Here is an 11402-nt window from a genome sequence, read left to right as displayed (position 1 = left end):
TGTTATGCTCTAAGAGCTTTTCATTTTGTGTCACAACTAAATTCTAAAGCAAAAAGCCGGAGCAGCCAATACCTTTTGGTATGGTTGTTCCGGCTTTTTTTCGGCGCTGTTTTGCAACAGCCCCTTCTTTTATAGAAACAAGTAAATTCAAGCAGACTGAAGGTGGTTGGGATGTGAAAAAATGCAGACGGGTTTATCAAAAAGGACGAACCGGTCTTCCTAAATTGGGATTTAACATTATTTATCTGCTGTTTGACTATAACGGATGAGCGGCATAAAAATTTCGTCTACAATCTCCGCGACGGCTGTGTCGGAAATTTCCTGTTTTGTGATTAGCTCATACTGCAACAGGTCGACCGGCAGGGAGATGATCCTGGGCGACAGCCTTTCAAGACAGACTTCCCCGCGCTTTTCCGCGTTTTTCATAATGGCCATCATCGCGGCTGTCAGTTTGTTTTCCCATTTTCCCGAAGGAATCTGCGCGATGGCTGCTGCTAAATTGCGCCAAACGGTGGGCTCTATCATAAGTCCGCGAATCGTCTGCGCTCCAACTTTTTTCAGCGGTTCAATAAGCGCCTGCAAATAGACATACATGTCATCCCGCAGATTTCCGGTATCCGGAACCTCACGCTTGATTTTAGGGATAAATTTGTGCAGGGCGGCAATTACAAGCTCAGACTTGTTGGACCAACGACGGTAAAGGACAGCTTTGTTGGTTGATGCCCGGTCCGCTACCTTTTCCATCGTCAGATGTGCATAGCCGGTTTGGTCGAGCTCATCCAACGTGGCATTCATGATTGCCTCTTCCAAAATCTCGCCGCGACGACGTGTCCCCTTCTTTTGCTCGTCCATTCTTAATGCCCTCCAACCCTAAAATATCATCCATCCTTATAAAAAATGCACATAGGAAACGAAATAGTTTCTTATTTTCATGTGTAGTATGCGAATTGAAAGTGTTTCGCATTTATTCTATCATATTCACATAAGAAACGCAATCGTTTCTTTCGCAGAAGAAAGGATGATATTCTTGACTACAGAAAATGTGAGACCGGCAGAAGAAAAACTTGACCCGGTGGCACTCCGGGTTGCTATTATTCTGATCGTCGGCGCGCTCGCGCCACTGTTCGATTCAACGATGGTCAATGTGGCGCTCCACACCATCGCAGGCGATATGAAGGCAACGATCTCCAGCGTGCAGTGGGTTACGACGGGCTATGTGCTGGCAATGGGGCTGTCGGTTCCGGTTTCCGGCTGGGCCACCAGACGGTTTGGATGCAAACGCCTCTATATCTTTTCATTGGTTATTTTCCTGATTGGTTCCATTTGCACCATGCTTTCCTGGAGCATTGAGAGCATGATCGCGTTCCGAGTCATTCAGGGGGTCGGCGCCGGATTGTTAATGCCGACGCTCCAGACGGAGCTGGTGCAGGTTTCAGGCGGCCGCAATCTCGGGCGAATTATGGCAATTATCAGCATACCATCTCTGCTCGGGCCGATTCTCGGGCCGGTGCTGGGCGGCATCATTGTCAATAACTTGGGTTGGCACGCCATCTTCTGGGTGAATATTCCGATCTGCATCGTAGCGATTCCCCTCTCCGTATGGGGGATACCGAAAGAGGAACATCTCGACAAAAAAGCATCTATTGATCTGCTCGGTATGCTTTTGTTATCGCCCTCATTTGCAATTTTGATTTACGGTATCGTCCAGATCAGCACGTACGGCGGCGTTGCGGACAGCGCGGTCTATATTCCGCTGCTCATCGGCCTCGCCTTGATGGTTCTGTATGTTGTTCATGCCTTGCAGACAAAACGGGAACCGGCGCTAAACGTGCGGCTGTTCAAATCCGTCAATTTTTCCGCATCCAATATCCTGTTAATTTTCAGCGGAATTATTACGAACGGGGCCATGCTGATGCTCCCGCTCTATTATCAGGACGTGCGCGGCGCAAGCGCGCTTGCTGCGGGGCTGTGGATGATTCCGCAGGGTGCAGGCATGCTGTTCACCCGGGGCTGGGCCGCCAAAGCGGCTGATCGCGGCGGTTCGCGCAATATTGTGCTTTTCAGCCTTACCACAGTTACAATCGGAACGCTTCCGTTTGCTTTTGCCGGTGCGGATACAAATTTTATCCTTTTATCTGCCGCCCTACTTATTCGGGGCGCCGGACTCGGCGGTTTGTTTATCGCCATCATGATGTCCGCTTACGTCGGTCTGCCGAAAGAGCAAATTCCGCATGCAAGCATCGCGACAAGGATTTTTCAGACCATCGGCGGTGCGTTTGGGTCGGCCATCCTCGCGACCGTCGCGCAGGCACAGATGGCGGGGCGTGCCGATTCCGATCTTCATGCGGCAGTACATGCCTTCAACGTCTCTTTCTGGTGGTCCATCGGTTTTACCTTGCTTGCCGTAGTCCCTATGCTGTTCTTGGCGAAAAACAAAAAATCAGGGCTGGATGCGGTTCAGCAGTAAGTACGGCAAAGGAACGAAGGACTGCCGCTACGGGTATTTCGATCAATACAGGTATGCCCAAGGGCTGCCCGGGTACTTTAATCGGTCATTCCCCAAAAGAACAAAATAAATCAAGCCTGCCCAAAAGGACGGGCTTTTACCACTCCCGGTGGGTTCTGGCAATGTGAAAGAGCCGGACCACTGTGGAAACCAGAAGCACTCCCATCGCAAGGGCCCCCGCGATTCCCAGCGTGTGAAGGCCGGTGCTGAGAAACATGGAATTGTTGCCGATTACAACATATTCCATGGTGTAAAAGATGCCGCCGCCCGGTACAAAGGGGAGCAGCGCGATAATCTGAAATTCGGTCGCGGGCTTCTTAGCGATTCGCGCCATGCTTTCGGAATAGACCGCCGTGATAACCGTTGCGATAAAATATTGAATAATATCGTTGTGCAGGGGGGAAAGCAGCGAAAAAGACAGCCAGCCGAGGAATCCCCCAAAGGAGGCAATCATCAGTGCGCGCCCGCGGATATTAAACAGGAAGCAGAAAGCGACACAAGCGGCAAATGCCCACAGGCAGCCCAGAAATATTTCCATTTCTACACCCCCAGCAGCATGCGCGAGGCAGTCAGGGCAATGCCCGCGCCGATGGCGATGGCGGTTGCGACCAGGACGCTTTCGGTCAGACGCAGAATTCCGGCGATCAGGTCGCCCGCGATAATATCCCGCATAAAATTTGTGATTGCGATTCCCGGTACCAGATTCATCAGGGAGCCGATGATCATTTTATCGTAGCTCAGGGAAAAATCAAAATTTGCCGCGGTCAGGGCAATCGTAGCCGCCACAAAACTGGCTGCGACGTTGATGAAGAAGGAATTCACGCGAAAGAGTTCCAAAGACCGTGTGACAAGCCGGATCGCCGCGCCGCAGAACAGAGCCACGGCGGCGTCCCGGGGGGAACCGCCGTAAAAGAGCGTAAAGGCCGCCGCAATCAGCGCAAAGGCGAGTATTTGCATCGGAAACGACAGCGTGGGGCGCTTTCCGATGTGGTCCAGCTCCGCCCTGATTTCGGAAAACTGCGGCTTGTCGCTCCAGATATGCCGGCAAAGGGCGTTCACCTGGTCGACACGGTCCAGATTCATCGTACGCGTCGGCACGCGCTTAATCCGTGTGATCGGCCTGCCGTCCTGCGTGCAGACGGTTACTTCAATCAGGGTCGGGATGACAAACACTTCGCCGGTTTCCACGCCGTAAGCACGAAAAATACGCTGCATGGATTCTTCGGCCCGGTAGATCTCGCCGCCGTTGGCGACCAGAAGATAGCCGGCTTCAACCGCGGTGTTGACCAGATCACTGTAATTCATTGGCTCAGCTCCCGGCATTCAATTTCAGATTCGGGAAACTCCGCTTTTCACGGCCGCTTCCGCCACCGCTTTGGCGACAGCGGCGGGGACTTTGCGGTCGAGAGCGCTTGGAATAATATAGTCCGGCTTCAGCTTATCATCCGGGATGTAGGAGGCGATGGCGGCAGCCGCCGCGATTTTCATTTCCTCATTGATATCCGACGCCCGCGCGTCGAGCGCGCCGCGAAAAACGCCGGGGAATACCAGAACATTGTTGATCTGATTCGGGAAATCGCTGCGGCCCGTTCCGACGACCGCCGCCCCCGCCGAAAGCGCCGCGTCCGGCATGATTTCCGGCGTTGGGTTCGCCATGGCAAAAACAATCGGTTGATTCATGGATGAAACCATATCCGCCGTGACCAAATTGGGGCGTGAAACCCCGATAAAAACGTCTGCGCCGCGCATAACGTCGGCAAGAGAACCGCGCTCCTGTTCCAGATTGCTTCTCAGAGAAATCGCCGCCTGGCCGGAAGTCAGATTGTCGTCTCCCCTGCAGATCGCGCCGTTGAGGTCACACAGAATCACATTGCCGAACTTCATGTCCAGCAGCAGATTCCCGATTGCGATGCCGGCGGCTCCGGCGCCGTTGATGACGATTTTGGCGTCGCCCTGTTTTCTGCCGGTCACTTTGAATGCGTTAATCAGGGCGGCGGCGACGACAATGGCCGTACCGTGCTGATCATCGTGGAAAATCGGAATGTCGCAGCATTCTTTCAGCCGTTTTTCAACTTCGAAGCAGCGGGGGGCCGCGATGTCTTCCAGATTGATTCCGCCGAAGCTGCCGGCAATCAGCCGGACGGTGTTGACAATGTCGTCCGTGTCCTTCGAGCGAATGCAGAGCGGAACGGCGTCCACATTTCCGAACGCTTTAAAAAGCGCGCATTTTCCCTCCATTACGGGCATACCCGCTTCCGGCCCGATATCCCCGAGCCCCAGCACCGCGCTGCCGTCCGTTACAACGGCGACCAGGTTCGAGCGGCGGGTCAGTTCATAGCTCTTCCGAATGTCCTTTTGAATTTCCAGGCACGGCTGCGCCACGCCGGGCGTGTAGGCAAGCGACAGATCCTCGCGGGTTTCCACCGGCACGCGGCAGTTGATTTCAATTTTACCGTTCCACTGATAGTGCAGTTTCAGAGATTCTTTCGCGTAATCCATATTCTTTTCCCTTTCTGCTGTATTTTACCCCTATATTTCTATGATGATTCTTTTGCATTCCATTCGTCAGGATACGATTGCCAGGGTTTTCAGGACGAAGATGCCGATAAAAATGACAAACATGGAGCAGAAAGTGCTGCTCAGAATAATTTCGCCGGTCAGGACTTCATCGGAGCGCATTTCCCTTGCGAGCATATAGCAGTTGACGGCGCTCGGCGAGGCCGAAACAAGAAAGGCCGTTGCCAGCTCGTAGCCGCGGAAGCCGAAAAACCAGGCGAGCGGGACAATGAAAAGAGGTGTGACAAGCACTTTCAGAATCGTGGCGGAGACCACATATTTACGGTCGGAGAGAACGGAACTCATGGTCATCTGCGCACCCAGGGTGATCAGAGCGAACGGCGTCGCCATATTGGACAGGGAGCTGAGCAGTTTTGTCAGGACACCGGGCAGCGGCACGCCGAGCTGCTGCAGCAGAATCGCGGCGACCGCCGCGAGAATAATCGGATTTTTCATTACGCTGACAAGAGCTTTTTTCAACGGATGTGTTTTAACGTCGTCATTTTCCGGGTCCATGGCGCAAAGGATCAGCACGGCGACGATGTTGTTGACCGGAATCAGAACGGGCATCAGCATGGAAATTGCCGCGGAATGCTCCTCGCCGAAAGCCATAATCATCAGCGGAAATCCAAGTACAATGACGTTCGGCTTGAACACGGTGTGGATCATGGCGGAGGCCTTGCGTTTGTCCTTTACAATCCTCGGTACGGTCACGCAGAGAATCAAAGCGAAGAACAGGCACCCGGAAGACATCAAGCCGACAAACTTCCAGTCAAAAAAGTCGGAGGCCTTTGCCTGATAAATATTTAAAAATAAAAGGGCAGGCAAACCTGTCCTGAAGTTGAGCTTGCTCGCCTGGTCAACGAAGTGTTCGTTGACCAGGCTGGTTTTTCTGGCAAGCCAGCCGATTGCGACCAGCAGAAAGACGGGAGCGACCGTATTGAAGCTGAAAATTAAATTAGCCATCTGGACTGTTCCTCCGGATTCATTGGGGCAAAAAGCGCGTTTTGAAAAATACGGCTTTCCGCCGCTGCTGTTATTGTTGGTATGACTATAATGTTATTTTATGGGGTTGATTGCTGAATTTTGTTTTCTGCCGGGAACAGGTTTTAGCCATATTATAGCATTCCCCGAGGACAGAATCAACCAAACAAAAGACGGACCGCCACAGGGCGGTCCGCGGGGAGATTTCGCAGCTCTTTATATTCCTTTTTCGACCTGTACGGTGCGGGTGGGAAAGGCGATTTCCGCCTTCTCTTCCTCAACAATCCTCAGGACTCCGTAGTAAACATCCTCCCGGACTTTCAGGTGGTTTTGCCATTCGGTCGTTTTGGTGAAGAAATAAAGCATCAGGTCAAGACTGCTTTCGCCGATATTGTTGAAGGAGACGATGACGGTCTCCGGGTCAATCTCCTCATTCTGAAGGAGCATTTGGCGAATCCGGTCCGCGCAGGCACGAAGCTGCCGCTCCGTCGTCCCGTATTTCAGCCCGACCGTAAAGCTGACCTTGCGTTTTCCCATTCTGCTGTAATTGGTTACAGGTCGGTCGACCAGTTTGGAATTCGGAATCGTAACGACGGCCTGTGAAAAGGTGCGGACCTTTACACTTCGGAAATTGATGTCCTCGACGGTTCCCTCCGTGTCGTCGGCCTGAATCCAGTCGCCGATCGTAAACGGGCGGTCAAGAAAGATGACCAGACCGCCGAACAGGTTGGACAGCATGTCCTGCGCGGCCAGCGCAAAGGCCAGACCGCCAAGGCCCAGGCCCGCGAGCAGGCCGCTGATGCTGTAATTCCATTCCTGGGCGATGATTAAAAGCGCCAGGCACAGGATGATAAAGCGAAGGATTTTCGACAGAAACGGGAACAGAACTCCATCGGTGTTCACATCCAGCTTTTTTAGCAGCAGACCGCCGGTCAGCTCCCGGTTGCCGCACAGGCGGGAGAAACCCCAGGCCAGCAGCAGGATCAGCAGACTGCGGAAACACTTGACGGCACCGGCCCAGAAGGGGCCGGTATGAGCCACCGCGGGGGAAATCCACAGCGCAGCGTACGCGCCGCACGCCGCAATCAGCACCCGAAGCGGCTTTTGAAAGCTGTGTTCCAGCTCAACCGGCCAGCTTTTTCCGCGATTCAGCTTGCGCACGGGACGGAACAGCCACGAAACGGCCGAACCGCGAAGAAGATAAAAAATAAGAAAAACAGCCAGAGGGATCGCGAAATCAGCAACCCAGGCAATCTGCCACAGCTTTCTCATAAAGTCCAAAACCGGCATCATGAATCCCTCCCTCGCGGTATCGGCCGCAGCTCCGTTACGAATGGCGTATTGCGTGAAGGACACTGGTAGCAAGACCGCCCCAGATGACGCATATGGCGACGATCATCATCACAACTGCGGAAGCGCTCATTCCTTTTCCTCCTTTTTCTCAAAGACACGTTTGTCCTTCCAGGACAGGCGTGAAATCAGAACAGCGAACACCAGCATCAGAATTACCATGCCCCAGCCGAACACGCCGACAAAATTTACCGGGTACCCGCCGTATACGGTCGAGATGTTTGTAACCAGAGAGCTGAAAAGAATGATAACCAGCATAACGGGGGTGATGAAACCCAGTGAAATTTTGAAGTAACCGCCCAGACGGATCTGAGAATGCAGGTTGGCTTCTTCCATCAGGGGCTTCATCTTGTGGAAAACCCACAGGACAAGAACAATTTCAAAAACCGCAGACGGGAGCACGCCGAATCCGTTGACAAAATTGTCCACGACGTCCAGCAGATACATCCCTCCGCGCGTGGAGTAGGCGACGGAGACCAGAGTGGCAAGGCCGCCGATGGTCAGAACGGCGCGGTGCCGGTTCCAGCCGAATTTTTCCGTCGCGGCGGAAATGCAGACCTCCAAAAGAGAAATCAGCGAGGTGATCCCCGCGATCAGCAGGCAGGCGAAAAAGACGATGCCGAAAAACTGGGGAAAAGGAAGCTGGTTGATGATCTGCGGCAAAACGACAAACGCGAGGCCGATTCCGCCCGCGGCGAGATCTTTGACCGCCACACCGGAATTGTGGGCCATAAAACCAAGCGCGGCAAAGATGCCGAAGCCCGCGAGAAGTTCAAAACCGGAGTTTGAAAAGGCCGCGATGAAAGCGTTGTTCGTGGTGTCGGTTTTTTCCGGCAGATAACTGCTGTACGTAATCATAATGCCCATTGCGAGCGAAAGACTGTAAAAAATCTGCGAATAGGCGGCCTTCCAGATTTCGGGATTCAAAAGCTGGTTCCACTGCGGCTCAAAGAACGCATTCAGCCCCAAAGAAGAACCCGGAAGCGTGACCGCGCGGATGACAAAAATCAGGAAAAGAACCACCAGGGTCGGGATTGCGATTTTGCTGACGCGTTCGATTCCCTGCTTCACGCCCCGGTAAGAAATCGCAAGTGTAATCACCCAGATGATCAACAGCGGAATAAATGCGTGCCATTCAATTCCGCCGAAGTTTGTTACGGAAGCGTTCGGAAGAACGTTCAGGTAGGAGTTAAAAAGAAAAGCCTTTGTGTCGGTTCCCCATGCGAGCGTTGCGGAAAAGCCGATATAGCTCATGGCCCATCCAAGGATAACGGCATAGTAGGTCATGATGACGAAGCTGATCGCAAACTGCCACCAACCTACAAATTCCATTCGGCGGTTAATCCGAAAGTAAGAAAGCGGCGCCGAGCCGCGATATTTTTTGCCGATGACGAACTCCAGCGCAACGAAGGACAAACCCGTGGTCAAAAGCGCAAACATGTACGGAATCAGGAAAGCCCCGCCGCCGTTTTTATAGGCAACATAAGGAAACCGCCAAATATTGCCGAGGCCGATTGCGGAACCCACCGCAGCCAATACAAATCCCCATCTGGAACCCCATTGTTCTCGATCCATTTTGTTCACCCTACTCTTAAGAATTTTCCGTGCAGTTTTAAGAACCCTTTTCATTGCCGCAACACGATTGAGCCGGTGATTGTTACCGCCATATGCGTTGAAAATACTCGGAACGCAAGAATCCTGCTTTTTTCGCTTTATCTGACGAAAAAAACTCTCGTCGCCATGTCGTTCCTCCTTTATAGGAACAGGTTCCAAAACCTACATCAAAAAGCTATTATAGCACAAAAACTTCTTAAAATTAATCAAAATGAATCAAATTCTTTAAAAAATGCAAAAATATCAAAATTTATTCAAGCCGGAAGAAGGGGCTCAGACGACCTGCCAGGGGTTTTCCTCTCCCTTTGAAAAAAGGATGCAGCTTCTGATGGAATTTTCCACCATGTCGCTGACCGCCTGGTCGGTGTAAAACGCCATGTGCGGCGTCACCAGAACATTCGGGTAGGATTTGAGAACCGCGAGGCCGCGGTTTTTCATGATTTCGCATTTCAGGTCGTTGTAGTACAGGCCTGCCTCATTTTCCACAACGTCCAGCGCGGCGCCGCCGACTTTTCCGCTTTCCACCGCGTCCAGAAAATCGTCGGTGTCAATAAGGGAGCCGCGCGCGGAATTGATCAGAATGACGCCGTCTTTCATCTGCGCAATGGTGTCGCGGTTAATCATATGATGGTTCTCCCGGGTCGCGGGCATGTGCAGGGTGATCAGGTCGCTCTGTTTCAGCAGCTCCGGGAGCGAAACGTATTCCGCGATTTTCCGGACCGAATCGTTCGGGTAAAGATCGTAGGCGAGCAGGCGGCAGCCGAATCCGGTCAGGTTTTGCAGCACCGTTCTGCCGATGCGTCCTGTGCCGATCACCCCAACGGTCAGGTTGTGCATTTCCATTCCTTTTACGCCGCGAAGGGAATAGTCCTGGTTTGCGCTTCGGAGCAGAATGGCTTTGACTCTGCGCACGGCCATCAGCATCATCATGACGGTGTAATCCGCCACGCTGTTCGGGGAATAGCTGACGTTGCCGATATGCATTCCCAGCTTTTCCGCCGCTTTCAGATCAATGTGGTCGTACCCGATGCTGCGCGTAGAGACAAAGCGAATTCCAGCGTCCCGGTACGTTTTCAAAAGCGTTTCGTCCATCGGCGTGGTAATGATGCTGACGCATTCGCAGCCCTCGGCAAGACCGACGGTTTCGGCGGTCGGGGATTCTTTGGTTGCAAACAGCTCAACGCCGTGCTTGCTGCGGAATCCTTCCAGGTATTCCGCTTCGTCGGAACGGCAGTTGTAAATTGTAATTTTCATTCTGATTCCTCTCTAAGAAACAATAAACTTCAATGAATTTTCGGAACGGATGTGGCGAAATTCCGAGATCTGTTTACAGGGAGCTGATATCCCGGACAAGGCGTTCCACGTCTTCGTCGCGGGTCGCCCAGCTGGTGCAGAACCGGACGGCGCTGTGCGATTCGTCGATTCTTCCAAAGTAGGATACCTCGTAGTTCTGCCGCAGGGATGAAAGCGCCGAGTCCGGCAGAATCGGAAACTGCTGGTTGGTTGGGGAAGGGGACAGAAATTGCCAGCCTTTTTCCGCGCAGGCGCGGTGGATCCGCATGGCCTGCCGGTCGGCGCGCGCCGCGATGTCAAAGTAAAGATCGTTTTCCAAAAGGGCGAGAAACTGAATTCCCAGCAGACGACCCTTGGCAAGCATTCCGCCCCTTTGCTTGAGAATGTAGCGGAAATCCTTTTTCAGCGCGGGATTACGGATGACCAACGCTTCGCCGAACAGCGCGCCGACCTTGGTTCCACCAATGGTGAACGCGTCGCAGAGCCCGGCGAGCGCGGGCAGTGTAAGGTCGCAGCCTTCGGCGCTCAGCCCGTAGCCGAGGCGGGCGCCGTCCACATACAGGAGTAAACCGTTGCGGCGGCAGGTTTCGCTGATTTCGGTCAGCTCCTTTTTGGAATAGATGGTGCCCAGCTCTGTGGAATAGGAGAGATACACCATGCCCGGCTGAACCATGTGCTCGTGAGTCTCGTCGCCGAAATGCGCGTCGCAGGCAGCCTGAATCTGAGCGGCGGTGATTTTTCCGTCTGTTCCCGGCACAGGCAGAACCTTGTGTCCGGTCGCTTCCACCGCGCCGCTTTCGTGGACGTTGATATGCCCGGTATCGGCGCAGAGAGCGCCCTGGTGGGGACGCAGGGATGCGGCAATCACAATCAGGTTGACCTGAGTTCCGCCGATGGTAAACTGTACGTCGGCGTCGGGGCAGGCGGCTTTTTGGCGGATCAGTTCGGCCGCGCGCCTGCAATAAGGGTCTTCGCCGTAACCGGCGGTTTGTTCCAGGTTGGTTTGTGAAAGCAGTTCCAGGACTTTCGGGTGTGCGCCTTCGCTGTAATCGCAGTTGAATCGAATCATGAATTTACCTCTTTTATATCATGTTAGATG

Annotated in this window: 11 protein-coding genes; 1 reads left to right on the top strand and 10 read right to left on the bottom strand. The window is 53.2% G+C overall.

Annotated features, from left to right (window positions below; all coding sequences use genetic code 11):
- Positions 1-237 precede the first annotated feature (237 nt).
- A complete protein-coding gene (locus tag ACLQ3M_RS13770; protein WP_411678266.1) occupies positions 238-852 on the bottom strand; it encodes a TetR/AcrR family transcriptional regulator in 615 nt (204 codons plus the stop codon).
- Between the two features lie 175 nt (positions 853-1027).
- Between ACLQ3M_RS13770 and ACLQ3M_RS13765 the strand changes: the two genes are divergently transcribed.
- Positions 1028-2467 (top strand): MDR family MFS transporter, encoded by a 1440-nt coding sequence (locus ACLQ3M_RS13765; RefSeq protein WP_411678265.1) that lies wholly within the window; start codon positions 1028-1030, stop codon positions 2465-2467.
- 136 nt (positions 2468-2603) lie between these two features.
- On the opposite strand, the gene ACLQ3M_RS13760 is transcribed toward ACLQ3M_RS13765, so the two are convergent.
- From ACLQ3M_RS13760 to ACLQ3M_RS13720, 9 genes are all read right to left on the bottom strand, one after another.
- Positions 2604-3044, bottom strand: a complete 441-nt coding sequence (locus ACLQ3M_RS13760) for a threonine/serine exporter family protein (RefSeq protein ID WP_411678264.1) — start codon at positions 3042-3044, stop codon at positions 2604-2606.
- A 2-nt stretch (positions 3045-3046) separates the two neighbouring features.
- Positions 3047-3811, bottom strand: coding sequence for a threonine/serine exporter family protein (locus ACLQ3M_RS13755; protein ID WP_411678263.1), 765 nt, complete (start codon positions 3809-3811; stop codon positions 3047-3049).
- Between the two features lie 24 nt (positions 3812-3835).
- Positions 3836-5005: an NADP-dependent malic enzyme gene (locus tag ACLQ3M_RS13750; protein ID WP_411678262.1), complete on the bottom strand. Its 1170-nt coding sequence runs from the start codon at positions 5003-5005 to the stop codon at positions 3836-3838.
- A 66-nt stretch (positions 5006-5071) separates the two neighbouring features.
- On the bottom strand, positions 5072-6028 hold the full coding sequence (locus ACLQ3M_RS13745; RefSeq protein WP_411678261.1) for an AEC family transporter: 957 nt from the start codon (positions 6026-6028) through the stop codon (positions 5072-5074).
- Positions 6029-6262: 234 nt separating this feature from the next.
- The gene (locus ACLQ3M_RS13740; RefSeq protein ID WP_411678260.1) at positions 6263-7339 is read right to left on the bottom strand and encodes a mechanosensitive ion channel family protein; all 1077 of its coding nucleotides are present in this window, start codon (positions 7337-7339) and stop codon (positions 6263-6265) included.
- A 34-nt stretch (positions 7340-7373) separates the two neighbouring features.
- Complete coding sequence (locus ACLQ3M_RS13735) at positions 7374-7469, bottom strand: methionine/alanine import family NSS transporter small subunit (RefSeq protein ID WP_411678259.1); 96 nt, start codon at positions 7467-7469, stop codon at positions 7374-7376.
- A complete protein-coding gene (locus ACLQ3M_RS13730; protein ID WP_411678258.1) occupies positions 7466-8971 on the bottom strand; it encodes a sodium-dependent transporter in 1506 nt (501 codons plus the stop codon). The genes ACLQ3M_RS13735 and ACLQ3M_RS13730 overlap by 4 nt, the downstream gene beginning before the upstream one ends.
- A 312-nt stretch (positions 8972-9283) precedes the next feature.
- Positions 9284-10264: a D-isomer specific 2-hydroxyacid dehydrogenase family protein gene (locus tag ACLQ3M_RS13725; RefSeq protein ID WP_411678257.1), complete on the bottom strand. Its 981-nt coding sequence runs from the start codon at positions 10262-10264 to the stop codon at positions 9284-9286.
- A 73-nt stretch (positions 10265-10337) separates the two neighbouring features.
- Entirely contained in the window at positions 10338-11372 is a 1035-nt protein-coding gene (locus ACLQ3M_RS13720; RefSeq protein WP_411678256.1) for a threonine aldolase family protein, read from the bottom strand.
- Positions 11373-11402 lie beyond the last annotated feature (30 nt).

Origin of the sequence: Caproicibacter sp. (assembly GCF_046707225.1) — a bacterium.
Taxonomy (GTDB): Bacteria; Bacillota; Clostridia; order Oscillospirales; family Acutalibacteraceae; genus Caproicibacter.
The sequence above is the reverse complement of the archived record's forward strand: the minus strand, read 5'-3'. Positions and strand labels throughout refer to the sequence as shown.

Excerpts from the sequence above, each read along its gene's own strand:
- ACLQ3M_RS13755 (WP_411678263.1), bottom strand. The coding sequence starts at position 3,811 with ATGAATTACAGTGATCTGGTCAACACCGCGGTTGAAGCCGGCTATCTT.
- ACLQ3M_RS13745 (WP_411678261.1), bottom strand. The coding sequence starts at position 6,028 with ATGGCTAATTTAATTTTCAGCTTCAATACGGTCGCTCCCGTCTTTCTG.
- ACLQ3M_RS13735 (WP_411678259.1), bottom strand. The coding sequence starts at position 7,469 with ATGAGCGCTTCCGCAGTTGTGATGATGATCGTCGCCATATGCGTCATC.
- ACLQ3M_RS13770 (WP_411678266.1), bottom strand. The coding sequence starts at position 852 with ATGGACGAGCAAAAGAAGGGGACACGTCGTCGCGGCGAGATTTTGGAA.
- ACLQ3M_RS13760 (WP_411678264.1), bottom strand. The coding sequence starts at position 3,044 with ATGGAAATATTTCTGGGCTGCCTGTGGGCATTTGCCGCTTGTGTCGCT.
- ACLQ3M_RS13725 (WP_411678257.1), bottom strand. The coding sequence starts at position 10,264 with ATGAAAATTACAATTTACAACTGCCGTTCCGACGAAGCGGAATACCTG.
- ACLQ3M_RS13730 (WP_411678258.1), bottom strand. The coding sequence starts at position 8,971 with ATGGATCGAGAACAATGGGGTTCCAGATGGGGATTTGTATTGGCTGCG.
- ACLQ3M_RS13720 (WP_411678256.1), bottom strand. The coding sequence starts at position 11,372 with ATGATTCGATTCAACTGCGATTACAGCGAAGGCGCACACCCGAAAGTC.
- ACLQ3M_RS13750 (WP_411678262.1), bottom strand. The coding sequence starts at position 5,005 with ATGGATTACGCGAAAGAATCTCTGAAACTGCACTATCAGTGGAACGGT.
- ACLQ3M_RS13740 (WP_411678260.1), bottom strand. The coding sequence starts at position 7,339 with ATGATGCCGGTTTTGGACTTTATGAGAAAGCTGTGGCAGATTGCCTGG.